Raw genomic sequence first — 24,782 nt, 5'->3', positions numbered from 1 at the left:
AGCCTGTCAATTTAGCGATTCTGAGAAAGTTAGCTTGTGAAAGGCGAGGCAAGGTTATTGACTGTTTTAAAATATGATGGTAATAATATATTACGATCATCATATTTTAAAAAGTTCAACAGGAGGTATTAGGAGATGAGTAAGCTTGAAGCCGTAGAAACATTGATTATTGGATCAGGTCCGGGAGGTTATGTGGCGGCGCTGCGATCTGCACAACTTGGGATGAAGACAGCGATTGTTGAACGCAACCAGCTTGGCGGAGTCTGCACACATGTTGGATGTATCCCATCCAAAGCATTAATTGCTGAATCACATCGCTATGATTTGCTCAGACCATTCAATTTTGCAGATGCGTCAGCATCTTTTAAAAATGCTCAGCATTTTAAACAAGGAGTTGTGAATAAGCAGGCAGGTGGAGTCAGTTATTTATTAAAGACTGCTGGGGTGAGCGTTGTCGAAGGAGAGGCTAGCTTGGTGGATGAACATACAGCTATCATCAGTCAGTCTGGACAGGAGCAAACCTTATCCTTTAAAAACGCTATCCTGGCTACAGGATCTCGTCCGATTGAGCTGCCAGCCTTTCCTGTTGGCGGACGTATTTTGTCTTCCACAGAAGCTCTGTCGCTCCCTGAGATTCCAACTAGCCTAGTAGTTATAGGTGGGGGCTATATTGGTGTCGAGCTGGGGCAGATGTATGCCAAATTCGGAACAAAGGTAACGATTCTGGAAGGAGGAGAACAAGTGCTGCCTGGATTTGAGGCGGAGCTTGTGAGCCCTGTTGGAAAGCAGCTGAAAGCCGATGGCATGAAGATTATTACCGGAGCGACAGCAGTGAACGTAGTGGAGAGTACAGATACCATTACACTGCATTATTTAAAAAATCAGGAACAGCAGCATGTTACAGCGGAATATGTGTTAGTTACTGTGGGCAGAAAACCAAATACAGACGGCAATTTAGGACTAGATCGCATAGGCTTGCCAGTGACGAGTAGGGGATTGATTGCGACGGACGAACAGTGCAGAACAGTTATCCCGCATATTTTTGCAATTGGAGATATTACGGCAGGCCCGACTCTCGCTCATAAGGCATCGTACGAAGCAAAGATTGCGGCAGAGGCCATTGCAGGTCTCTCCTCCGAAGTTGATTATCGAGCCATCCCGCTCGTTGTTTTTTCGCACCCAGAGCTGGCCAGTGTCGGCTTAAGTGAAACAGAAGCAAAGGCAAAAGGTATTTCGCTGGTTATTGGCAAATCCTCCTTTGGGATTAACGGAAGAGCCTTGGCCTTGAGAGAGACAGAAGGTTTCGTCAAGCTTGTAACGGACCTAAATTCAGGAGTCGTAGTGGGTGCACAAATCGTTGGAGTAGAGGCATCCACACTCGTGTCGGAGCTTGCTCTGGCTATTGAGATGGGAGCCACTGTGGAGGACTTGGCAATGACCATTCACCCTCATCCCACATTGGGAGAAGTAATTATGGAGGCTGCTGAAAATGCAGTTAAAAAAATGGGGATGAAAGAGAGTGGAAAATGAAGATAAAAGCAGGGCTATATATAGGAATTGCGATTGTGCTGATTGTTGGTGGGGCGCTTCTTGCTGTAAAAGGAAAGGATGCAGTCAGTCAGGCTGAGAGCAGAAAACAAGGGATTCTGGATGCGGAGCAGAAGACAATATTTTATCAGAATAGTCCAGGGTCAATTGTCGAGGTCAGTGTGGCTGTGGGTGATTCCATAAAGCAGGGAGAGGTGCTGTTTAAGGTTAAATCTGCTGAAGGAGAAACGGATGTAGTTGCACCGGAGGACGGATCAGTCAACAAGATTATTGTAAAGCCGGGAGATCTAGTCCAGCTAGGAATGCCAATGGCGGTTTTGCAAAAAAACAACTTTTATACAGACCTCTACATACAGGAAAGTGAAATCCAAAAGCTAGAGGTGGAGCAAAGCATTGGCGTTTATTTTCCATATTTGGAGCACCCAACGGAGGTGACAGGTGTAATTACATCCATCGCAGCCGCACCTCAATTTGCGAGCTTACGTATGTCACGTGAAAAAGGGCAAGCCGATTTAAGCGTGTTTCTTGTCCGTGTAACTATGGAAGGGAATGCTGATTTGCTTCCGGGGATGACAGCGGAGGTGAAGCTCGATGAAGTCACTGATTGACGAATGGAAGTATGTGGCGGATAGTAAGTATTTACGCCTGATTTTTATAGGTCCGCTTATTGCGGCCCTGTTTTTTGGCTTAATGTTCTCGAAGAACCAAATCAGCGAATCGCATGTTATTGTCATTGATGAGGATCACAGTTCGTATTCACGACAGCTGATCTCAAAGATAAACGCCTCTCCATATATGAACGTAACAAACGTGTACTCCAGCCGCCTGAACCCAGAGACGTTACTAGCAAATGAGCAGGCTGTAGCGGTCATCATGCTTCCCAAAGAGTTGGGGCAACATCAGCAGCAGGGGATATCAACGAATATTGGCATCTTAATGGATAATACAATGCCATCGGGGTTAACCAGTATCCGGACTGCGATTCAGGAAGTCATCCAGACGGAAAATATGACACTTTCTATGACCCGCCTCCTCCAAAAGGGGATGGATGCCGAAACCTCTAAAGGGCTTGCTTCTCCGTTATCTCTTCAGCAGCGGATGTTGTTTAACCCAACCACAAGTTATGTGAGCTTTATGGTCATTGGATTTGTGAATATTGTGGTGCTGATGATTACAACAAGCGCAGCGGGTTCAATTGTCCCTCGGTTGCGGCAGGAGGGGAAACTCTTTGCAAACGGGAAGTCTCTTTGGCAGATTTGGGTTCGCAGTGTACCTTACGCTGTTTTGACCACTATTTCGCTGCTCCTATGTTATGGCTTATTAAAGCAGGTGGGGGGAATGCGCTTTGAAGCAGAGCCTTATCTGTTTATTATTCCGCTGTTTGTATATGCCTTTGCCTTGTCGCTTATGGGACTGTTAATTGGTTATACTGCCAAAGACGTATCCAAAGTTAATTTACGAACCAATTTCGTGTTGTATCCGTCGTTTCTTGCTACTGGAATCCAGCTGAGCCCACTTGCCTTTCCAGAGTTTTTTCAAATTTCCGCATGGGTATTACCTATGAACTGGCTTAATCGCCTCATACGTGGAATGGCTTTTCGGGATGGGGCGCTAACAGCCTACAGTCAGGAGCTGGGGGCGCTGCTGATGATTATCGGCGTTGTATCCTTATTCATTGGATTGCTGGTGCTTAGGGAGATGAAGAAACCAGAGATTCAGTTCTCAGAATCAGTCAGCGCTTGAGTAATTTGATCTAGTCTAGTTTAGTCCAGTCGTGCAAACCGTTGTTCTGTTTTATCAAGATGCTTCACCCGCTCTTCTAAGCTGCGGTCTGACATCCCGGCATAATTATACCAACGCAGGTTCTTTCGTATTCCCATTTTGCGGAAGGTGCCTCTGAACAGAATTTTGGTGATGGGGTTGCCAAAAATCCAGCGATAAAAGAAGTCGGGCGTGTTCATTACGGTCAGGAGGGACACTCCTTTGATATTCGGGAGCAAGCATTTGAAGGGCCGCCCAGGTTTAGTTTCTTCGTAGACAATGCCTTTTGCGAATACCTTATCAAGAAAACCTTTGGTAAGAGCGGGCATAGCTTCCCACCATATAGGGAAAATGAAGACGATATGATCCGCTGCTATAAGACGCTGCTGATAATTGGCGACTAGCGGGTCGGTGGTTCTCATTTGCCGCCAAGCAGTGAGTTCTTCGTGCGACATGACTGGATCAAATCCATCGGCATGCATATCGATAAGATCAATCGTATGGCCTTTGGTGGTGAGACCTCGCTTTACGGAGGCTAATAAGGCTGCGGAATAGCTTCGCTGATGGGGGACATTCTCGGACGCTGTTGCTCCGTAGGGATGATCAAAAATAATTAAGACATTCATATAAATACCTTCTTTTCGTATTATTGTTTCCTTGAAATAAAATATTAACTATGGAAACAATAATACGTTTTAAGTTTCCCTGTTGTCAATATTATTTCTAGGAAACTTTATTTATGATCTGTGTCTTGTTAAAATGAGCATAAGATGAATTTACGAGGAGACTTAACAGTGACGCATTCTTTCGAGAACTTAACTAATAAGGATATTTTGATAAAAAAACTGATAGAGATGATTCCCCAACTACAAAAGCGATTTCAATCGGAGGATGATGAAGAGAAGGAATGGTTGATTCAGAACTGCAGTAATCCCCTTATCATTGATTTCCTCCAAGACTCCACAGTCATGATGCTGCATGTAATAGATGCGATTGGACAGCTTGAGCCGGTGAATGGCACTACCATTTCGAAGCAATTCGGAATTCCAAAAGGCAGCGTGTCCAAAATCACTAGAAAATTAGTGCAACAGGAAATTATTCGCACGGAGTTTCTCCCCGATAATAAAAAAGAAGTGCTTTTTCTTACAACACCTCTAGGGAAAGAAATATTCGATTTGCATTCAGCCCTACATAAGCAGATGAATAAAGGGATAAACCGGTTTCTGCAGAGATATAACACAGATGAATTGTTATTTATAATCCAAGCCTTCGAGGATACTTTGGAAGCGTCATGGGTTCATTCGGAATCGGTTGCTGAAAAAGAATTATTAACTGCTGGAGCACCTCTTGAGCCTGTGGAAGACGATGAAATGAGTCAAATCGTAGACATGCTAAACCAACTGGATACGCGCAACCTCAAGAAGGCTAAGGTAGTTCTCCAAGCTGTGTTTTTTACCCCTTTTGCTTAGTTTTATATTTTTTGATAATGATTTACGAGTTGCTCTAATTTATCTTTGATTATTTGTTTTAAGGCTTCAGGTTTCACGGATGTAACAGCATGACCATATCGCATAAAATAATTAGCCAAGAAATCCTCTTCACCTGGATTATAGAATCCCTTAATGACTGTTTTCGGACCCACCTCTATTTCCATAGAAGGATAATGTTCTTTATAAAAAATATCCTTTGCTTGTTCCGCAATCCCAACTTCAAAGTCAATACTTTTCGCAGACTGATAGATTTCTAATGAACGACTAAGAAGTTCTTCTATAGCATAACGAGCTTTGCTTTCCTCTTCTTCAATGAAGGTTATTCGATCACATCTAAAAACTCTATATGTATTCGTCGTAAGCTCTATTCCAGTAGCATACCATTGACCAAACTTAGCGGAAATCCTAAAGAATTGAACAGAGTAGCGTTTTGTTTGGTTTTCTTTTGTATATTCAATGTTACAGGCACTCTCATTTAGAATACTTGCTAGGATTTTATCTAAAAAACGGCTGACATGCTTATGCTGATACATTTCGAATTGCAGGACCTTTTTCATTTTGTGAATCTGGTTGATTTGTGTACTCGATAGACAGTGCTCGAACTTTTCGTTTAGCTTGTTAACGCTTAGATGAAAGGGTGTAGATTGATAAGATTCTAACGTCAGCATGGCAAAATACAGCGCATAGACTTCATCTATCGTGAAAATAATAGGGGATAACAATCTGTTTTTTAAAAGTCCATAACGTCCGTGTCTTCCGTGTTCCGCGAAAATAGGCATACCTAATTGTTCTAATGAACTAATATCGCGTAGAGCGGTGCTTTTTGAAATAGCGTATTTATCCATGAGATCACTTAAATTAAAGAATTCTCGACTGTTTAAATACCTCATCATGTCATTTAATCGTTCTGATTTCTTCATATAAAAAGCTCCTTATTAAGGTGTCATGTTTTGATACCTTTATATAGGATAATAAGTTTAAGGCCAGATATCAAATATATAAAAAGGAGAGATTTATACTATGAGTACAACCCTAGAAGTAGCTATTTTTTTATCGATGAATGGAAGAGCTAAGGAAGCTATAGAATTTTACAAAAAACATTTTAACGCAGAGGAATTGTTACGTGTCACCTATCAACAACTCGCAGAGCGTGACAGCTCCATACAGCTTACGGATGAAAATAAGGATTATATTACTCACTCTGTCCTGTTAATCGGAAAAACAAAAATAATGATAGCAGAAGATACAATGAATACGAATGAGAAATATACAGTGGGCAATAACACTTCATTATGTATTCAAAGTGCTGACTTAGAGGGGATTGAAGGTTTTTATAAAAGCTTAATCACAGACGAGCGCGTGAAAATTATTGCTCCTTTATCCAGCAATGTGTTTAGCAATGCCTACGGTATCATTGAGGATCCCTTTGGTATTCAAATTCAACTCATGTTCGATGAAAGATTACATTAAAAAAGCTTCATGCTTCTAAAACAAACCAAGTTTAAGATGCAGCCGACTAAATTTCAGGGGTATTGTCCTGAGTTTAGACGGCTTTTTTCTTGAGAGACGGATTACCCGCAACCAAACGATAGAACGAAGATCGCGAGACTATGCAGATTGTGCTTTTTGACGTTCCTTTCTAAATTAAGGCGGCACAGCAAAATACCGATAAATATAATAGCTAATGAATATATCTAATGGAGGAAAGACGGATGAAGAGGATTTTTAGTGTTTTGCTAATTGTATTACTGGTTATACCAGCGCTCGGCACTACAACCTTTGCGAGCAGTACGGTGAAGGCTAAGGTAACCGAGAGCAGTACATATTTTGATGGAGAACAGCGGAACCTGAATGGGTTCAACATATCGAATAACAATTATTTCAGACTACGCGATTTGGCAGAGCATTTCTCGGGAACGAGCAGCCAGTTTGATATCACTTGGAATAAAGCGAACAATGCGATTGAGATCATAACTGGACAAGCTTATACGCCCGAAAAGAAAACAACAAGTAACTATTATAGCCGCAATAGAAATTATGCAGCTACGCTTTCAAATTCTAAGGTGCTGGTCAATGGACAGTTGCAGTCTATTACGGCGTACAATATTGATGATAACAATTATTTTCAGTTGAGAGATTTGGCGGGTAAAATCCCGTTCGATATTGAATTTGACGTTCAGTCTGATCGCATATCGCTATTCTCCACAATCCCAGATCATGCTTATCGGGTAAAGACGGCGGCTGTAGTTGAGAGTAACGGGGAATCTTCTTATTTTCCTAGATGGAAAAGTACGGTCTCTTCTTATCTTGTGAATAATAAGGATGGGACTGTAAGTGTTATTGAGGCGAACAAAGAGTTTACGATTGAAACGTACAATGAGAAGTACGAACTAACAGGCAATAAGAGCATTCCTTTTGAGCTTCCGGTGTTTGGTGGCTTCTTTAGTGGGGAGAAGTATAACTATATTGCTTTTGGCCAAGAGAACCGCGAAGAGAATGATAGCAAAGAAGTCATTCGTATTGTCCGTTATGATAAAAGCTTCAATAGAGTAGACAGTGTCTCCATAAAGGGTGGGGATAGCTATACCGTTAGCCCGTTTGATTCAGGCTCCGGTAGTATGGCTGAGGCTGGAGATACGCTTGTATTTCACACCTCACGTACAAGATACACGACAGAAGATAAATTAAATCATCAATCCCAGCTTACCATTATCGTAAATACTAAATCCATGACCGTGACCAATGATCTGGGAAGATTCCAGAAGAATCATGTCAGTCACTCTTTTGACCAATATGTATTGTTTGATGGTACAACTCATGTTCTAATCGATCATGGCGACGCTTATCCCCGTTCGATTGTTCTGAATAAAGGAGACGGAGCCAGTTATAACGAAGTGGACTTATTTAATATTCCCGGCAAAATCGGAGCGAACGCGACGGGTGTTTCTATAGGCGGATTTGAGATGTCCCCGGCGAACTATATAGTCGCTATGAATTCGGTAGATCATTCCCTAGTCAAAGAGTATACATCTTATGAGATGGTGGGTTTGGAAACAGACCAAAGGGATGTCATGCTTAGTGTGTTGCCCAAGTCCAACCTGAGCAGTACTTCGGTGAATAACATCACCTTAGCTAAATATGTAGGCACGAACCTGATCGCGTCCATCCCTAAACTAGTAAAAATCACAGACGACAAAATGATGGTGCTGTGGCAGGAGTTTGATAAAGAGAATCATCCGGGTGATCTGAAATATGTTCTTATAGATGGAGCGGGGAAAGCTACTAGCGACATCCAAACGATCAAGCATTTTGCCTTATCAGAGTGCAGTCCTATTATTAGTGGTGATAAAATTATTTGGTATACTAACAATAAGGGGTCCCGAGTGTTCTATTCGATCCCGTTAAATTAACGGATTCAATTAATAACAAAGTGGGTAAATTAGACTATAAGCTATAAATAGGACCTTCTAATTAGAAGGTCTATTTTTTCACGCAAAAATCACATCATCCATGGAGGTCGCTATGCATCGCGTAAATCTAAACCAGGAACAGTTCAACCAACAGGTGATTAATCACGCCTCCTTTGGGATCGCCCTTTTATCGCCAAATGGTTTGATTCTGACCGTAAACCCAGCCTTTGAACAGACTTTTGGTTATTCTACTGAAGAGTTTGAGGGTATGCGGTTAGAAGACCTTTCTCACCCCGATGATTTCGGCAACCTTCATGATTTAAAGGCACTCTTGGGTGAGAAGACGAAATTGCAGATGGAAAAGCAGTTTGTCACAAAAAATGGAGATTATATTTGGGGACAGCTTACTCTCCACTTATTCAGCGACGAGTCGAACCAGCCAGCATATTTCATTTGCCAAATCGTTAACATTACAAAGCAAAAGGAATCCGAGCAACGCCTTCAGGAGTCTGTTGAACGGTATACGTCGCTTAAAAAATATAACCATGACGCCGTCATTTCCTTTGACCTTGACGGTCGAATCATTAACACCAATAGTATGGCAGAAAAGATAACGGGCTACGCCATCGAGTCCGAGTTGATCGGGATGAGGCTTGCGAGTCTGATTGGAGAAGAGAATGTCCAGCGCATACTGGAAAGAGCCCTTTACGATAATACGGTTGAGCAGTATATCAATAAGCTTGTCACTAAGGACAGCGAAGTCGTTGAAGTGCTCACCAGTATTGCACCCATTTATGTGAACAATCATAATATCGGATTTTACCTTATATGCAAGGACATTTCCGAGCAAAGGCAATTGTCGCTAGCTAAGGAAGCCGCAGAGTCCACGAATAGAGCTAAAAGTGAGTTTCTGGCTATGATGAGTCATGAAATTCGCACTCCCATGAACGGAGTGATCGGCATGACTGATATTTTGCTTGAAACAGAGCTTAATGAAGAACAACGTGAATATGTAGAAATCATTCGCAAAAGTGGAGGAATCCTGCTCAATATAATTAATGATATCCTTGATCTTTCAAAAATTGAGGCAGGCCGTAGCGAGCTGCAAGAGGATACATTTGATCTGCGAACTTGCCTCAAGGACAGCTTTTCTGTTATTGCAATAAAAGCTGAACAAAAAAATCTGGAGCTCACCAGCATCATAAATCATGACGTTCCGGAATTTATTTACGGTGACGAGGAACGCTTGAAGCAGGTGTTCTTGAACCTGCTAGGCAATGCTGTGAAATTCACACCGGCGGGCAGCATATCGGTAAAAGTGAGGCTTGTAAAGGAAGATCCCTCCCTGCTTGCCTTTACGGTAACCGATACTGGCATTGGAATTGATCCTGATCGACTTACTGATATTTTTGAACCGTTTGAGCAGGTGGATAGCTTTATGATGCGGAGACATGAAGGTACGGGGCTTGGCCTTGCCATCAGCCGCAGAATTGTCGAAATGATGGGTGGTGAGATCTATGCGGAGAGTGACGGCAAGAGCGGTACGTCGGTTACCTTCACAATCAAGCCCAAGAAATCAGTGGTAATCCCTCGCCAAGAGGCTAACATTAACAAGCTTCATACCGCACGTGAGGCAAGAATTTTACTTGCTGAAGACAACACTATCAATGCGCTAGTACTGACCAAAATACTCGAAAAAATGGGTCACAGCGTTATCGCCGTAACAAACGGCATAGATGCGGTTGAAGCAGCACGGAAAGAACCCTTTGATCTTATTTTATTGGATCTTCACATGCCCATTATGAACGGTATAGAGGCTATGAAGATGTTAAGAGATGAGCATCAAGAGAAATGTCCGCCCATCATCGCGGTCACGGCTAATGCTTTGAAGGGTGACCGCGAAAATTGTCTAGCTGCCGGGATGGACGAGTATATCAGCAAGCCAGTAAAGCGTGAAGTCATCGTAAAGATGTTAGATCAGTTCGTGATCTAATATAAACAGCATAACCTCTCAGTGATATTATCCCCTTCAGGTGAACAGTAAAAAGCCAGTCCATTACTGTTACACTTGGAGGGGATCGCTCTATCCATTGAATTACATAGCATTGCACGTTATACTTTGAAAAGAAATACGGACCCGCTTATCATATAACAGATCCGTCCTTCTATAAGGTATGGATCTTATCTTTTGTATGTATATATTCAGTCAGAGATGGAGGCGCAACATTGCAGCTAATCAATCAATCGGAAGTACAAGATAGGATCGACCTGCTTAAAGATCAGGATCTATATATCCATCTTGAGATGACAACGGGAGCCTACGCTGCCCATTTAGATAGTTCGAAGCATCCAGCCGCTACTTTTATTACCAATGCTGTTATTCGATATTCCCATGGTTTGATTTCCGGCAACGGTCCTTATCGGGTCGGCTTAAAAATGTCGCAGGGCTGGGTATACTCAGAAGGGCTAACTCACTATGAAGAGAGTGAGACAGGCAGATTGATTATGGCTGGACATGATGCTCAAGGCAAACTGATCGTATCGTTACAATTAAGCCGAGAGCCGTTCTAATGGAAGAGGAGATGAAGAGTTCTGTGGAAAAACATATTCTTGTTATTTTGCCACATCCGGATGATGAGGCCTTCGGTATATCAGGAACCCTTGCCAAACATATACAAAATGGGACCCAAGTTACCTACGCATGCCTAACGCTTGGAGAAATGGGCCGAAATATGGGCATCCCGCCCTTTGCGAATCGGGTAACCCTCCCAGAAATACGTAAGAAGGAGCTGGAGGAATCCTGCGAGGCTATTGGCATACAGGATTTAAGAATGCTTGGTTTTCACGACAAGACGATAGAATTCGAAGATCAGGTCTTGCTCGATGGGCAGATTGATGCGCTCTTGAAAGAGCTTAAACCTTCGCTGATCATCACGTTCTATCCAGGGTACAGCGTTCATCCTGATCACGATGCTACTGGAGCTGCAGTGATCCGAACCGTTGCAAGATTGCCGAAGGAAGAAAGACCTCCTGTTCACTGTATAGCTTTTGCTAATAATATTGTAGAGATTGGGGAGCCAAAGGTTATCAATGATGTGAGAGATTTCCTCAAGCACAAGATGGCGTCCATTCAGGCGCATCGTTCCCAATTCCAAGCTGCTGAGCTGTTGGGCAGCAAACCTTTAAATGATAAAGAGATCCAAGCTCGTTTTGGAACAGAACATTTCTGGATTTATCCGTTTGAATGATAATGATCTAGTCAGAATTTTAGCGGTGATTTGTTGTCGGTGCTTAACCGGTGATAGGTCGCCGTTTTTGTATGTGAATATTCAACTTTTCAGCGGGGGACGGTGGGAATTTAAGGTGAGGCCTTAAGACACGGGTAATTTGACCTAAAAAATTACTAAGGACTATCCGATATAGAAGATACTAACAATTGAAAGGTGATTAAATGCGAATCGGTCACAACATCACGTCTTTAAATAGTTTGAACAGATTAAATAAAAATAATAAATCTACTACAAGTTCACTGGAGAGGTTATCTTCTGGACTTCGGATAAATATAGCGGCAGATGATGCTGCAGGATTAGCAATTTCTGAGAAAATGAGAGCACAGATTCGTGGATTGTCTCAGGCAGCAAGGAATACACAGGATGGTATTTCACTAATTCAGACTGCTGAGGGTGGACTTGGAACTATACAAGATCCTAATCTGCTAAGACTACGGGAGCTTGCAATACAGGCTTCAAATGATACCTTAACAAATTTTGATCGAACATTGATTCAAAAAGAAGTTGAGCAGATAAAGCTTGGGATAAATGATATTGCTAATAACACTCAATTTAATGGAATTCATTTATTGAATAATGACCTTGAAGTAAACACGAATATTACCCCAGTACAGGGCAATATAAGTACGAACTGGACAGCTAACATACCTGCCAGAGATTTATCTAAGACTTCAGATGGAGGTTACGTCGGAATAAGAATTCCCGGTAATAATCCCTTCAAATTAGATAGTATGGGTAATCTAGTTTGGTCACAAGCAATTCCTAATATGGATGTATATAGTATTAAGGAATCTAGTGATGGTGGTTATATTTTATTAGGAAATGATTTTTCAGCAGGAGCAGTTTCCGATCAAAGGATAAATATAATTAAATGGGATGGGAATTTGAATGAGCAGTGGAGTACAGGGGTATCTGGCGTCTACTCTATTATGGGGAATGAAGTAATTGAGACTAGTGACGGTTCCTTTATTGTGGCAGGGACGGGTTCCGGTATTCAAAATTGGGATGGCCTTATGGCTAAATTTAATAGTAGTGGTGTGCAACAATCCACCTCGATAGTGGGTTCTTCACAATCCAATCCTGTTGGCTATGGAAGCGAAGAATTTAATTCTATTATTGAAACTGCTGACGGCGGTTATTTGGCTATTGGTTCATCAAGTCTCAAACTAAACAGTTCTTATACCGATAAGTCAAGCTGGGTTGTGAAATATGATAGTAACTTAAATCCGTTATGGGACACACGAGTCGGTGCTGCTGGGGATGATGAAGGTTACCGCGCCATCGCAACCAGTGATGGAGGGGCCATAATTGTTGGTTCTTATAACGACTCTACTAAAACTAGTGGATTAATCTATAAACTAGACAGTAGTGGAAACGTATTGTGGGAGAAGAATATATCAAATGAAACTTCCAACTCCAGTCAACTTACTAGCATTACAGAAATGAAAGATGGGAATTACATCGTTGGAGGAATAGTAGATAATAATTATCGTCTTTCCATTTTTGATCCACAGGGAAATGAATTGGCTAATGTTAATCTAAATGGTGGGGGCTCTACGGATAGATTAAATAACATTATTAGTAATGATGACGGAAGTTACACTTTTTCAACTACAACTGGAATAACCAATTTCAATGTATCTTATGGATCAAACCCCGGTACCACATATGATTACAAAACAGTAAACCTTCAGGTCGGAGCAAACTCTGGGGATAACTTCACTGTTAAATTAACAGATGCTAGAACTACTGCTCTGGGAATTGCAGATATAGATCTTTCAACTAGACAAGGTGCCGAATTAGCGATTTCGAAAATAGACAAGGCTATAAATACCGTTTCATCCAAGCGTTCAATGTACGGCGCGTATCAAAATGCATTAGAACATATCCATAATAACCTAACCAATTACGAAGTAAACTTAACAGCAGCTGAATCACGAATAAGAGATGCGGATATGGCAAAGGAAATGATGAAGCTTACCAAATTCAATGTCCTATCTCAAGCATCACAAGCCATGTTGGCTCAAGCTAATCAACAGCCTCAAGGCGTGTTAGAGTTGTTAAAATAGGGCTATACATACAGTCTATGCATTTCAGTGCATAGACTTTTTTTAGAATCTATGAGGATCTAAGAAATGATTTACAAAAAAATTTCCAGAGACTATTATATTTCTATGCGTAATATTTTCCTTTTTTAACTAGATTATTGTAAGAATTTATCTTTGGAGGTTCAAATGAGAAAGCACGACAAAATCATTTCCTTCATCTTCATGTTCATTATGATGGTGACGGCTATTTTCTGGGTAAACTCGACCACTAGTTGGACTATGATGGGTACCTTTGCTTCCGTGGCCTGTTTCGTACTTTTTATATTATTGGGACTCCGCACTATCCCTGTTTTGACAGATTTTGTTCTGACAAATCCAGCACCTGAAGTAACTCTGGAAAATAAAACACGGGACAGAAAGCAGGCTTGGCTATATATTATCGGCTGGATAGTGGCTAGTCGGGTCTTGCTTATGTTTATCGGTTATATATTTTTGATCATACAGAATGGCTATTCCGGTGGTTTGTTTAACAAAATAGCTGAGACCTGGCATATATCGGGGATCGACGCTTCACATTATTTGGGCATCGCGGAGAATTGGTATGTGACGGAGGGAGATCCGAAATACCATATTGTGTTTTTTCCTTTTTTTCCAAATCAAATTAAAGTAGTTCAGGTATTCGTAGGGAATTATCTCGTCGCTGGTTTCATCGTTTCTAATATTTGCTCGCTTGTTGCTGCCTTGGTCGCCTATGAGCTTGCCTCACTAGACATGCATCGAAAGAGTGCTATGCGAATAGTGAAGTATATTTTTATATTTCCGGCTGCGTTCTTTTTCTTCATCCCAATGACCGAATCTCTATTTCTGGCCTTATCGCTGTTGTGTTTATATTTTGTGAGAAAAAAAGAATGGCTCATCGGATGTTTATGCGGTGCACTCGCAGCGTATACGCGTTCTCCAGGGGTGCTGTTGATTGTACCGGTTGCGATTGAATTTGCACGGGAACTTATAGGAATTTATAAATTACTAGATAAAAAAGCGTTTATACATAAACTGACCACCGCCGTTGGCTGTCTTGCTATCATATCGATGGGTTTGCTGGCTTATCTTTATATCAACTACTATGTTACGGGAAATGCTTTTCAGTTCAGTATTTACCAGAGAGAGCATTGGTCACAGAAGTTCTATCTCTTTTTCGATACCGTAAGATATCAAATGGAATATGCGGTGGGCACCTTTAAAAGTGGAGATAGCCGTTCTTTTCTCGGCATGTGGCTGCCTAATTTAATCGCTATATTCTCAGCACTAATTATCATGTTTATGGGAGCAAGAAAACTACGGCCATCCTATACAGCTTATTTTATCGTGTATTTTGCTTTCGTAGTGGGAGCTACCTGGCTGCTGTCAGCCCCGCGTTATTTGCTTGTTGCTTTTCCGCTAGCTTTTGCAGCCGTTGCGCTTACTAATGAAAAGCCGAAGGATGTTGCACTCACTGTTATATCTGTTGTGGGTAGTATATTGTACTTGGCAATGTTTGTAGCGGGATATCCGGTGTATTGAGGAATCATGTTAAAATAGGAGAACGCCTAGGTGCGTTCTTCTTTTTTATTGCGAATAATCTTATAGAAACGATGGTGGGTATGAAGATTGATTACGACAATCAGGTGATCGAGTTTAATGTTCAATATGGAAACGGGAAAAAAATCTCCATTCATATAGATTCGTCAGGGCGCATAACACTCAAGGCACCTAAGAAAACATCTGAAGAGACGATTAAAAGTGTGGTTGAGCGTAATGGCAAAATGATTGTGGAGAAGCTGCAAAGTCTCGAAGCGGCTCGTGAAACGCCAAAGATGATCAGAGCCTACGAAGATGAAGGGAAGTTCCTGTATCTAGGCAAATATTATTCTCTGCATGAGCTTATAGAGACAGCGGAGCTAAGTGAAGAACAACTTCAGTTAAAGCTGAAAAAGTTCTATTTCTCTAGCTGCAAGAAGCTTATAGGAGAGCGGATCACTAGGTACCAGACGCAGCTTAGAGTAAAACCTAAGAGTATCGAGATTGTAGAGTCCAGGACCAAATGGGGAAGCTGCAGCTCCGATAAAAAACTAACCTTTAACTATCGTCTGGCCATGGCTCCCGTGGAGGTTATCGATTATGTGATCATCCATGAGTTATGTCATTTGCTGCATATGAACCATGATCGCTCCTTTTGGCGACGGGTTGGAAGCCTAATGCCGGATTATAAGGAGAAGGAAGAATATTTAGCAAGATATGGAGGTGCTATGACGTTATGAAAAAAAGGGTATTCCAGTGCAACTAGAGTAAGGGTTGCCGGGAATACCCTTCGTTATTTTAACCCCTTTGCAGCAATCGATAGAGGTTAAGTGCCAGTTGAATCTCGAATAACTCATCTGAGTTTTTCAGATCTATATTTAGCAAATCTTTGATTTTATCAATCCGGTAAATAAAGGTATTGCGGTGAATAAACATCGCTTTGGCGGCTTCGGTTACATTCTGATTGTACATAAAATAATACTCCAAGGTAGACATGAATCTCGTGTTCATCGTCTGGTCATGTTCATGGATGCCTCCCAGAACTTTGTTAAAGAATGTCTCCATTTCCGTAGGCTTAATATTGGAATCCAGAAAATGATAGACAGAATAATCCTCGAAGTGAGCAATGCTCCGGCTGTCTTTATTAAACCGCTGCATGAGCCGCATAGCTTCCTGGGCCTCGAAGAAGCTTCGATGGAGCGAAGCAAGTGTCTTATACTGACTGCCAATGCCGATGAGAAAATGGTTTTTAGTCATTTCCTGAGCCAGCAACTGCAGCACCTCTTGAGCAAAGGCTTTCGTATCGCTTACGGAAATTGGCGGTTTATTTTCATTTTTGCCGATCAAGATGATGATTTGCTGATTGCGATAGTAACAGATTAGCTCTCCACCAGCATTACTGGACAAGCCATAGATCAAATTGACACATTTTTTGACCATATGCTCCATTTCGTATTTTCTATAAACCATGTCCGTGTAGTTTTCCAGCTGTGTAGCTTCAATATGGATAACTGTACAGTAATACGCATAGTTAACTTTAAGCCCATGCATAGCAGACAGGGAATGCAGTGTTTCTGTTGAAGTGATATTGCCAGCTAATAAGTCGTCGAAGAAGTCCTGCCTGATTTTATGCTTTACCTCTTCGATTTCCTTGGCTTTGATCCGGTCCAGTGCAAGCATCGTGGATACATGCTCTAACGCGGTGTAGTCAAATTCAACCAGCTTGCGTACCGTTTGCAGAACGACGATATACGCGTAAGCGTTACTGGATACAGAAACCGGCATAATGCAGCACTTGTACGGCTGTCCCTGAGAATAGTAGGTGCGTTTGATGGATTTTTTGATTTCAGTAATATACTTTGGGAAAGCTACCGTGAACTCTGGTGGAAAAACAGGCCTGTTCTTCACCAGTGGCAGGAATTCCTGAAGTGGAGATGGGTTATCCTTATGATCTGTATAGCAGAGTAGGTTCCAGTCTCTATCTAATATAAGAACAGGGTTATGGATGGTGTCGGACAATTCCGCCGATATTTGCTCAATACCGCCTCCTTCGAGTGCGATTTTGAACAGTGCGTTATGAAGGTCGAGCGAACGTCGGTTCACTGCATCGTAATCCGCGTTGGTCTTTTCGTTAATGATCGCAATGACTCTGGACAAGGTGTATTCAAAAGGGAGCTCCAGTAGCGGAAGTCCATGCTTATCAGCAAGCTCGATCATGTTCTGCGGGATAGCCTCGAAATATCGCTTCATTTTGATGCAGAGTCCTGCACAGTTATTCTCCACCAGCTCATGAATGAATTTGTTCTGCAGCTCCGTGCTGTCTTTGAAGATATAGCCGGTGGATAAAAGCAGCTCGTTCGAGGTCAGCCAGTCAAATACGTCCGGATTCTCGATGATATTAACTACGGAGATCTGATTGTTTAGGCCAGAATGCCCCGCAACGATCTTTATGCCTTCGATGGATTTGATTTGTAAGATATCTTTTATCGTTAGCATCAATTCACACCTCTCATCATCACCCATTGTGCAATGTGCATAGTGATTACTTGTTGTTTTTAGTGTTCTTGTATGATGACCCCCAGTGTACGGAGGACTACAATAAGGGTGTCAGGTAACGTTTAACCGTTAAACTGTGATATATTTCACAAAAATATCCTTTTTTACACAGAAAGCAACTCAATCTTCATCATTCTTGGAATTTTATGAACTGAGTGTAACATCTTCTATCATTCATCATCAACCGTTACGGTTTTTTTATGAGAACGCTTTCTATATAGGATAACCTGACAATAAGTGACCAAACCATTATCTACTTCCTTCTCAAGGGGGCGATCAAACGGAGCATTCTCAGAATAAGTGTACCTCTTATTTAAATGCTGGGATATCCAGTGATAGCGAGTTCTTTCATCGGATTCGAGAATCAAGATTTTTCGGAAATGTACACAGCATATTTGAGCGGACAGTAAATGTAAGGTGCAAGGAAACTGATGAATTATATACCATTGCGAGCAGTAGGGTAGATAATGCGCCTAATACTTTGATCACAGAGGTTAGTAGTTTTTCGGTTCTTGGACTGGTTGTGGGAGAAGAAGTTTTTGCGGAGAGTGATCAATTATATATTGGCACTAAGCTTTCAATATCGATGAAGGAACTGACAGTTTGGAAGAGCTCTTTATCTGTTTTTCCAATAGAAGTAAAGACGCTAAGAGATAATTTGGCTGCGGCAAAAGCTTATATCAATAGCTATGGAAAACCAGGCGGTATGAAGCAGTTTGCGGGTTCTAGCAGCTTTGAGAGAGAAACGATGCGGCTGCTGGAAGAGCGATCTTCAGGTCTTCTGAACGCCTTGGCGAATGACAGCATGGAAGATGCTGCTTTTTATGCAATTCGACTAATGGGATTAGGCCCAGGGCTGACTCCGTCGGGAGATGATTTTTTAGTTGGATTGTTTGCTGTGATCCATCTGCCTCAGAGTCCTATTAGTAAATACCAGCTGTGGTGCAGGGAAGTCGTGAACGAAGCAGCTGAATTAACGAATGAAATAAGCTATATGGCTCTGAAAAAAGCGGCTTGGGGTCAGGTGAGAGAGTCAATGGGTCAGATGCTGCATTCGCTCATGTATGAGAGTAAGGAAAATATGCTTCTTGGCTTATCGGCAGTGTTGGATATAGGTTCTTCTTCCGGAACAGATATTGCCTTGGGGATCATTAGCGGTTTGGATCTTAATCTAGAACAACGTTGGAGGTAAGATATGTCGACTAAAATAGTAATTAAAAGAAACACATACTTTGATTCCGTCTCGCTCATGTCGTTGTCGACCAAAGCGAATCAAATAGAGGGTGTCGAACAAGCTTTTATCGCTATGGCTACTCAAATGAATAAAGAGGTATTAGCGAATGTAGGGCTGATAACCCCTGAGCTAGAGGAAGCTAAGAATAGTGACCTGATGATCGTAATCAAAGCAGCATCCCCTGAGCTGGCTGAAGTTGCCTTTGAAGCAATCGAAGAGCTGTTTATTAAAAAAGACAGTGCAGTTGGTGGTACAGAGCTTAAATATCCAACAATTGAGTCGGCAGTGAAGAATATGACAGCAGCTAATCTTGCAGTGATTTCAGTCAACGGAGCGTTTGCAGCCAGAGAAGCAAGAAAAGCGCTGGAGAATAATCTCCATGTCATGATGTTCAGTGACAACGTAAGCGTAGAAGACGAAATTGAATTAAAAAAAATAGCACATGAGCGTGGATTACTGATGATGGGGCCGGATTGCGGAACCGCGATCATTGGAAATATGGCCTTATGTTTTGCCAATAAGGTTCGTAAAGGCAATATCGGCATCGTGGGTGCATCCGGCACAGGAAGTCAGGAAATCAGCGTGCGGATTCACGATTTTGGCGGAGGCATCTCACAGTTGATTGGTACAGGCGGCAGAGACCTAAGTGAACGTGTCGGCGGAGTAATGATGCTTGATGCTATGAAAGCGCTTAACGAAGACGAAGCCACTAAGGTCATTGTGTTGATTTCCAAGCCACCAGCTAAAAGTGTGGAACAAAAAGTGCTGAATGAAATCAAAAATATGCATAAGCCTGTCGTGGTCTGTTTTATCGGAGGAACGGAGGAAGCTGTTCTGGAGGCAGGTGGACATTTTGCCAAAACAACCAAAGAGGCCGCGCTGAAGGCGGTAATTCTATCCGGCATTGATGAGAGTCAAATTGACAAGCATCCGCTAAACCTTCCGCTGATTGAGGAGATTAAGGTCAAGCTGAAACCAGAACAGAAGTATATTCGTGGGTTATTCTGCGGCGGTACTTTATGTGATGAAGCAATGTATCTAGCGATGGAGAAATACGACGATGTCTATAGCAACATTCCAAAAGATCCGGAATATCAGCTGGGTGATATCCATATCAGCCAAGCGCATACGTTTATTGACTTTGGGGATGATGGTTTCACTAACGGCAAACCACATCCGATGATTGATCCTTCTTCACGGATTGCCAGATTCAAGCAGGAAGCGAAGGACCCGGCGGTGGGCGTGATCATTATGGATTTTGTATTAGGCTATGGATCGCATGAGGATCCAGTAGGTGTTATGGTGCCTGCAATTATTGAGGCTAAGCAAGCAGCGGAACAAGAAGGCAGACATTTGGAGATTATCGGCTATGTACTTGGAACCGATCTGGATACACCCTTCGTCCAAGAACAGCTTGATAAGTTGGTATCCGCAGGTGTTACCTATGCAAGCAGTAATACGAATGCAGGACTTCTTGCCAGAGGTTTTGTAGAGAAGGGAGTATAACATGAGCAGAATCAATGAGTTATTTAAGAGTGAACTTCACGTTATCAATGTCGGCCTAGAAATGTTCAAGGATGATATCCTGAAGCAAAAAGGCAACGTAACCCATCTGGAATGGAAGCCACCTGGTGGAGGTAAGCCCGAATTAATTGCTGCACTGGATGCGTTAGAGCAAGAGGGGATTGCTGCAAAAATTGAGGCTGCCAACAAGCTGGCTGTAGAGCGAATCGTGAATTCACAACCGGTATTGATTGGTTTTGATCAAGCGATCAACGTCGTACCCGGGATGACTAAAACTACGATATTGCATGCAGGACCTCCGATTACCTGGGATAAGATGAGTGGTCCCATGAAAGGTGCAGTTACCGGCGCTTTGGTCTTTGAGGGCTTGGCGAAGGATCTCGATGAAGCTGCCGAACTAGCGGCATCAGGTGAGATTACGTTCTCCCCTTGTCACGAGCATAATTGTGTGGGTTCCATGGCAGGGGTAACCTCAGCCTCTATGTTCATGCACATTGTAGAGAATAAAACGTATGGCAACCTCGCTTATACGAACCTTAGTGAGCAACTGTCGAAAATCTTGCGGATGGGTGCAAACGATGAAACGGTCGTTGCCCGTTTGATCTGGATGAGAGATGTGCTTGGACCGATGCTGCGTGAGGCGATGAAGTTCTCTGAGAACGGCATTGATCTGCGGCTCATGTTATCACAGGCGCTCCATATGGGAGATGAATGCCATAACCGCAACAACGCTGGAACGACTCTTTTGATTCAGGCATTAACGCCGCTTATCCTGAGAACAGATTTTACTAATGAGCAGAAAATCGAAGTGTTCGACTTTGTGGCAATGAGTGATTATTTCTCCGGACCAACTTGGATGGCTCTTTGTAAATGTGCACTTGATGCTGCCCATGGCATCGAGCATAGTACCATCGTAACAACGATGGCCCGCAATGGCGTGGAATTCGGTATTCGTGTCAGTGGAATGCCAGGCAATACCTGGTTTACCGGCCCCGCTCAAAAGGTTGTCGGACCGATGTTTGCAGGATATAAGCCGGAAGATTCGGGACTCGATATCGGTGACAGTGCGATTACCGAAACGTATGGTATAGGTGGCTTCGCCATGGCAACCGCACCGGCCATTGTAGCATTAGTTGGGGGAACCGTAGATGATGCCATGAACTATTCTGTGAAAATGAAGGAAATCACTACAACGGAGAATCCAAATGTGACGATTCCTTTGTTGAACTTCCGCGGAATTCCTACTGGAATCGATATTCGTAAAGTGGGTCAAACCAGCATTATGCCAGTGATCAACACGGCTATTGCCCATAAGGATCCAGGCGTCGGAATGATTGGAGCCGGAATCACTCATCCTCCAATCGAGTGTTTCGAGCAAGCCATTCTCGCTTTTAGCCAGAGCATGCATTCATAGAACCATCTGCCCTTCAGGCCTATTCAAGGGCCTGAGGGCTTCATAAGCCATTGGTATGTAAGCGCTAACGATCTAGGGGGAGATTTATTATGGATCAAGTATTTATGAAGATGTTCTGGAAAAAGGGAGATTGGGCCGCGTTTTTCGGGCTGCTTGCTAACAATTTAACCAATCTGCTTACGATGATTTCACTGTTAATTTTTGTAGTAGGATTTCCGGAAGGTATGGTTTACGGCAGAGTCGTTCCTGCGTTTGGACTCGCGATTTTTATCGCAAGTATTGCTTATGGCTGGTTTGGATATCAGCTAGCCAAAAAAACAGGCCGAACGGATATAACCGCATTACCTTCAGGACCTAGTGCTCCATCGATTTTTACGGTAACTTTTCTAGTGTTAATTCCCGTATTTAGAGAAACCAATGATGCATCATTTGCGCTGCAAATTGGTCTCGTATGGTGCCTGTTTGAAGCCTTGATTCTTATTGTCGGCTCATTTCTGGGAGATGTGCTGCGCAAGGTTATTCCAAGAACCGTACTTTTATCTTGTTTATCAGGACTTGGATTGTTATTGCTGGCCATGAACCCGATGCTGCAATCCTTTGAAACACCTGTGGTTGCTTTTGTTGTACTTGTGATCATCTTTATTAACTGGTTTGGCAAATCGCCGATATTCAAAAAAATTCCTACAGGATTTCTGCTGCTGATTGCTGGAACTGCGCTGGCTTGGATATTCGGCTTGCAGAATCCAGAAGCGATCACAACGGCTCTTTCAACACTGGGGTTTAATCCACCTGAGGTGCATATTACCAGCCTAATTCAAGGGATACCGCATGCCTTGCCATACCTGGCTTCTGCAATTCCATTGGGACTGGCGAATTATATTTTTGACCTTGAAAATATTGAGAGCGCACATGCTGCGGGAGACCCTTATAACACTCGTAACGTTATGCTAACGAATGGGGTTGCTTCAAGTATTGGTGCTTTTACAGGTAATCCGTTCCCGGTAACTGTGTATATTGGTCATGCAGGCTGGAAATCTATTGGGGCTGGACTTGGTTATACCATAGCTTCTGGTTTCTCCATGTTAATTATTTGTCTCTTTGGCATAGGGGCACTGCTGTTGTCTATCATACCTGTTGTGGCGATTGTTCCGATTCTGGTCTATGTCGGGGTCGTTACGGCGAATCAGGTGGTTCGAGAGACACCTAAAAATGAAGTGCCCGTTATCTTTATCACCTTGTTCCCATGGATTGCTAACTGGGCTTTAACGCTTGCGAACAACATTTTTACTGCGGCTGAAACTTCGGCTTCTAAGGTGGGGATTGATCTCTTATTAAGTAAAGGGGTTTATTACAACGGCCTGATGCATTTAGGAAATGGTGCACCGCTTAGCAGCTTGATTTGGGGCTCCATCACTATTTTCTCTATCCTGAATAAACCACTGCGGGCTGCTGTCTTTGCTGTAATCGCGTCTGGTCTATCTTTATTTGGGATCATTCACGCGCCGACTGTTGGATTTGCTCAAGCTTCACTTATGCCGTTCGTATACGCCTATTTGATGGTTGCAGGGTTATTTGTTTATAAGCATTTTTCAGACCTTCGTGACCCAGCGAACAAGCTGCAATCCGAATAAATAATTGATAAAAAGAAATAGGAGAGCTAAAGCCATGACTAATCAAACTCTGTCAGAAGATTTAATTCAAGCAGCGGATCGCGGGGATTTAGCTGCCGTAGAGCAGCTTTTAGCTCGTGGTGCCGATGTTCATCATAAGGATGCCAGTGGCCGAACTGCGCTGATGGCGGCAACGCAAAAAAATCATATTTCTCTCGCTCAAAAGCTGATTGATGCAGGCAGTGACGTGAATGCAAGAGATATCACTATGTTATCACCCTACCTGTGTGCCGGTGCCAATGGATTCCATGAGATATTATCTTTAACTCTTGCCGCAGGTGCGGATACAACCAGTGTGAATCGTTTTGGAGGAACTACACTGCTGCCCTCCAGCGAGAAGGGATATCTAAGAACTGTTCAGAAATGCTTGGAAGCAGGTGTTGCAGTTAACCATATGAACAATCTGGGATGGTCTGCCTTGTTGGAGGCAGTAATTCTCGGGAATGGTGGCCGTTTATACTCCGATATTATTCAATTGTTGGTGGATGCTGGAGCGGATGTTCAATTGCCGGATCGTGACGGCAAATCATCGTTGCAGCATGCAGAAGCGATGGGTCAGGAGAAGGTCATCCGTATTCTCAATAAAGAAAAGCTAACGATTCATCCAAGTATTCAAAGCGCTCAAGAGCTAGCTCGGGCAGAGGATTTCCTGAAAGCAAGCTTGGTTATGGAACATGCAATGCAAGAGGACAGTAATAATTTAGACTTCTATTACTATAAAGGATACTTCTTAGGGGAACTCGGGAGATATGAGGAAGCTCTGGCAGCCTATCAACAGGCACTTACTATTGATCCAGATGACCTTGATTTCTACTTCTATACCGCAAATGCCTACCGAATGATGAAGCGATCCGAGCAAGCGTTAGCAGAGTATGACAAAGCGATAGAACGTGATCCTGGCGAAAGCTTCTTCCGCTATCATAAATCCAACTATTTAAGAGAGTTGGGCAGGCATGAGGAAGCGGTCAAAGTTATGGATCAGCTTCTGGAACAGCAGCCTGGACGGTATGATTTCTCGTTCCATAAGGCGAACAGCTTGAGATCACTTGGCCGGCATCAAGAGGCAGTTGAGGCGATTGAGAACGCAATTGCTAACGATCCGAGCAATCCTTTATATCATCATCATAAGGCTCAGTCACTTGGTTTACTTGGTAATCATGAAACGGCCATTCAAGAAATAGATATTGCTATCAGCTATAATCCTGCCAATCCGGATTTTCACTCCGCAAAGGAACAATTTCAGCTGGCCCTTAAACGCTAATAAATGAGGATCAACTGAT

Annotated in this window: 20 protein-coding genes; 17 read left to right on the top strand and 3 right to left on the bottom strand. The window is 42.7% G+C overall.

Going from position 1 to position 24,782, the window contains the following annotated elements; translation table 11 throughout:
* The first annotated feature begins 135 nt into the window (after positions 1 to 135).
* Genes lpdA through MHH60_RS16850 form a run of 3 tightly spaced genes read left to right on the top strand, consistent with a single transcriptional unit; the run spans position 136 to position 3,291 of the window.
* A complete protein-coding gene (lpdA, locus tag MHH60_RS16860) occupies positions 136 to 1,530 on the top strand; it encodes a dihydrolipoyl dehydrogenase (RefSeq protein WP_076136827.1) in 1,395 nt (464 codons plus the stop codon).
* Positions 1,527 to 2,156, top strand: a complete 630-nt coding sequence (locus MHH60_RS16855) for an HlyD family efflux transporter periplasmic adaptor subunit (protein WP_076136825.1) — start codon at positions 1,527 to 1,529, stop codon at positions 2,154 to 2,156. The genes lpdA and MHH60_RS16855 overlap by 4 nt, the downstream gene beginning before the upstream one ends.
* Positions 2,140 to 3,291 carry an ABC transporter permease gene (locus MHH60_RS16850; RefSeq protein WP_076136823.1) on the top strand — a complete coding sequence of 384 codons (1,152 nt, stop codon included), beginning with the start codon at positions 2,140 to 2,142 and terminating at the stop codon, positions 3,289 to 3,291. The genes MHH60_RS16855 and MHH60_RS16850 overlap by 17 nt, the downstream gene beginning before the upstream one ends.
* Before the next feature lie 20 nt (positions 3,292 to 3,311).
* Here the strand turns inward: MHH60_RS16850 and MHH60_RS16845 are convergent, their stop codons facing one another.
* A complete protein-coding gene (locus MHH60_RS16845) occupies positions 3,312 to 3,935 on the bottom strand; it encodes an NAD(P)H-dependent oxidoreductase (RefSeq protein ID WP_076136821.1) in 624 nt (207 codons plus the stop codon).
* A 168-nt stretch (positions 3,936 to 4,103) separates the two neighbouring features.
* Between MHH60_RS16845 and MHH60_RS16840 the strand changes: the two genes are divergently transcribed.
* Positions 4,104 to 4,778, top strand: a complete 675-nt coding sequence (locus MHH60_RS16840) for a winged helix DNA-binding protein (RefSeq protein WP_256715176.1) — start codon at positions 4,104 to 4,106, stop codon at positions 4,776 to 4,778.
* A 2-nt stretch (positions 4,779 to 4,780) separates the two neighbouring features.
* Here MHH60_RS16840 and MHH60_RS16835 read toward each other — a convergent pair whose 3' ends face one another.
* Entirely contained in the window at positions 4,781 to 5,719 is a 939-nt protein-coding gene (locus MHH60_RS16835) for a helix-turn-helix transcriptional regulator (RefSeq protein ID WP_076136818.1), read from the bottom strand.
* Positions 5,720 to 5,819: 100 nt separating this feature from the next.
* On the opposite strand from MHH60_RS16835, the gene MHH60_RS16830 reads away from it, so the two are divergent.
* The 8 genes from MHH60_RS16830 to MHH60_RS16795 all read left to right on the top strand — a co-directional run bounded on the left by MHH60_RS16830 (position 5,820) and on the right by MHH60_RS16795 (position 15,844).
* Positions 5,820 to 6,269 (top strand): VOC family protein, encoded by a 450-nt coding sequence (locus MHH60_RS16830; protein ID WP_076136816.1) that lies wholly within the window; start codon positions 5,820 to 5,822, stop codon positions 6,267 to 6,269.
* A gap of 242 nt (positions 6,270 to 6,511) precedes the next feature.
* The gene (locus MHH60_RS16825) at positions 6,512 to 8,209 is read left to right on the top strand and encodes a hypothetical protein (RefSeq protein WP_076136815.1); all 1,698 of its coding nucleotides are present in this window, start codon (positions 6,512 to 6,514) and stop codon (positions 8,207 to 8,209) included.
* A gap of 112 nt (positions 8,210 to 8,321) precedes the next feature.
* Positions 8,322 to 10,202 carry a PAS domain S-box protein gene (locus tag MHH60_RS16820; protein ID WP_076136813.1) on the top strand — a complete coding sequence of 627 codons (1,881 nt, stop codon included), beginning with the start codon at positions 8,322 to 8,324 and terminating at the stop codon, positions 10,200 to 10,202.
* Positions 10,203 to 10,435: 233 nt separating this feature from the next.
* The gene (locus tag MHH60_RS16815) at positions 10,436 to 10,780 is read left to right on the top strand and encodes a YojF family protein (protein WP_076136812.1); all 345 of its coding nucleotides are present in this window, start codon (positions 10,436 to 10,438) and stop codon (positions 10,778 to 10,780) included.
* Positions 10,781 to 10,803: 23 nt separating this feature from the next.
* The gene (gene bshB2 / locus MHH60_RS16810; RefSeq protein WP_038574105.1) at positions 10,804 to 11,457 is read left to right on the top strand and encodes a bacillithiol biosynthesis deacetylase BshB2; all 654 of its coding nucleotides are present in this window, start codon (positions 10,804 to 10,806) and stop codon (positions 11,455 to 11,457) included.
* 239 nt (positions 11,458 to 11,696) lie between these two features.
* A complete protein-coding gene (locus MHH60_RS16805; RefSeq protein ID WP_179088924.1) occupies positions 11,697 to 13,568 on the top strand; it encodes a flagellin N-terminal helical domain-containing protein in 1,872 nt (623 codons plus the stop codon).
* A 165-nt stretch (positions 13,569 to 13,733) separates the two neighbouring features.
* Positions 13,734 to 15,107: a hypothetical protein gene (locus tag MHH60_RS16800; RefSeq protein ID WP_076136809.1), complete on the top strand. Its 1,374-nt coding sequence runs from the start codon at positions 13,734 to 13,736 to the stop codon at positions 15,105 to 15,107.
* An 80-nt stretch (positions 15,108 to 15,187) separates the two neighbouring features.
* Positions 15,188 to 15,844, top strand: coding sequence for a M48 family metallopeptidase (locus tag MHH60_RS16795; RefSeq protein WP_076136931.1), 657 nt, complete (start codon positions 15,188 to 15,190; stop codon positions 15,842 to 15,844).
* Positions 15,845 to 15,902: 58 nt separating this feature from the next.
* Here MHH60_RS16795 and MHH60_RS16790 read toward each other — a convergent pair whose 3' ends face one another.
* On the bottom strand, positions 15,903 to 17,600 hold the full coding sequence (locus MHH60_RS16790; protein WP_076136807.1) for a PucR family transcriptional regulator: 1,698 nt from the start codon (positions 17,598 to 17,600) through the stop codon (positions 15,903 to 15,905).
* 541 nt (positions 17,601 to 18,141) lie between these two features.
* On the opposite strand from MHH60_RS16790, the gene MHH60_RS16785 reads away from it, so the two are divergent.
* The 5 genes from MHH60_RS16785 (at position 18,142) to MHH60_RS16765 (ending at position 24,763) form a co-directional block, all read left to right on the top strand.
* Complete coding sequence (locus tag MHH60_RS16785) at positions 18,142 to 18,852, top strand: DUF2877 domain-containing protein (protein WP_143766744.1); 711 nt, start codon at positions 18,142 to 18,144, stop codon at positions 18,850 to 18,852.
* A 3-nt stretch (positions 18,853 to 18,855) separates the two neighbouring features.
* Entirely contained in the window at positions 18,856 to 20,400 is a 1,545-nt protein-coding gene (fdrA, locus tag MHH60_RS16780) for an acyl-CoA synthetase FdrA (protein WP_076136805.1), read from the top strand.
* A 1-nt stretch (position 20,401) separates the two neighbouring features.
* Positions 20,402 to 21,832: a YlbE family protein gene (locus tag MHH60_RS16775; protein WP_076136803.1), complete on the top strand. Its 1,431-nt coding sequence runs from the start codon at positions 20,402 to 20,404 to the stop codon at positions 21,830 to 21,832.
* An 89-nt stretch (positions 21,833 to 21,921) separates the two neighbouring features.
* Entirely contained in the window at positions 21,922 to 23,463 is a 1,542-nt protein-coding gene (locus MHH60_RS16770) for a xanthine permease (protein WP_076136801.1), read from the top strand.
* A gap of 34 nt (positions 23,464 to 23,497) precedes the next feature.
* Complete coding sequence (locus tag MHH60_RS16765; RefSeq protein WP_076136799.1) at positions 23,498 to 24,763, top strand: tetratricopeptide repeat protein; 1,266 nt, start codon at positions 23,498 to 23,500, stop codon at positions 24,761 to 24,763.
* The last annotated feature ends 19 nt before the right edge of the window (positions 24,764 to 24,782 follow it).

The organism is Paenibacillus sp. FSL H7-0716 (assembly GCF_038002705.1).
GTDB lineage: Bacteria > Bacillota > Bacilli > Paenibacillales > Paenibacillaceae > Paenibacillus_AQ > Paenibacillus_AQ odorifer.
Note: the sequence above shows the minus strand (reverse complement) of the source record. Positions and strands in the feature narration are given on the sequence as shown.

What these genes read in the sequence shown, in the direction of transcription:
- MHH60_RS16765 (WP_076136799.1), top strand. Translation starts at nt 23,498, where the DNA reads ATGACTAATCAAACTCTGTCAGAAGATTTAATTCAAGCAGCGGATCGC.
- MHH60_RS16770 (WP_076136801.1), top strand. Translation starts at nt 21,922, where the DNA reads ATGGATCAAGTATTTATGAAGATGTTCTGGAAAAAGGGAGATTGGGCC.
- fdrA (WP_076136805.1), top strand. Translation starts at nt 18,856, where the DNA reads ATGTCGACTAAAATAGTAATTAAAAGAAACACATACTTTGATTCCGTC.
- MHH60_RS16790 (WP_076136807.1), bottom strand. Translation starts at nt 17,600, where the DNA reads ATGCTAACGATAAAAGATATCTTACAAATCAAATCCATCGAAGGCATA.
- MHH60_RS16835 (WP_076136818.1), bottom strand. Translation starts at nt 5,719, where the DNA reads ATGAAGAAATCAGAACGATTAAATGACATGATGAGGTATTTAAACAGT.
- MHH60_RS16830 (WP_076136816.1), top strand. Translation starts at nt 5,820, where the DNA reads ATGAGTACAACCCTAGAAGTAGCTATTTTTTTATCGATGAATGGAAGA.
- MHH60_RS16845 (WP_076136821.1), bottom strand. Translation starts at nt 3,935, where the DNA reads ATGAATGTCTTAATTATTTTTGATCATCCCTACGGAGCAACAGCGTCC.
- MHH60_RS16820 (WP_076136813.1), top strand. Translation starts at nt 8,322, where the DNA reads ATGCATCGCGTAAATCTAAACCAGGAACAGTTCAACCAACAGGTGATT.
- MHH60_RS16800 (WP_076136809.1), top strand. Translation starts at nt 13,734, where the DNA reads ATGAGAAAGCACGACAAAATCATTTCCTTCATCTTCATGTTCATTATG.
- MHH60_RS16855 (WP_076136825.1), top strand. Translation starts at nt 1,527, where the DNA reads ATGAAGATAAAAGCAGGGCTATATATAGGAATTGCGATTGTGCTGATT.
- MHH60_RS16825 (WP_076136815.1), top strand. Translation starts at nt 6,512, where the DNA reads ATGAAGAGGATTTTTAGTGTTTTGCTAATTGTATTACTGGTTATACCA.
- MHH60_RS16795 (WP_076136931.1), top strand. Translation starts at nt 15,188, where the DNA reads ATGAAGATTGATTACGACAATCAGGTGATCGAGTTTAATGTTCAATAT.
- MHH60_RS16775 (WP_076136803.1), top strand. Translation starts at nt 20,402, where the DNA reads ATGAGCAGAATCAATGAGTTATTTAAGAGTGAACTTCACGTTATCAAT.
- MHH60_RS16850 (WP_076136823.1), top strand. Translation starts at nt 2,140, where the DNA reads ATGAAGTCACTGATTGACGAATGGAAGTATGTGGCGGATAGTAAGTAT.
- lpdA (WP_076136827.1), top strand. Translation starts at nt 136, where the DNA reads ATGAGTAAGCTTGAAGCCGTAGAAACATTGATTATTGGATCAGGTCCG.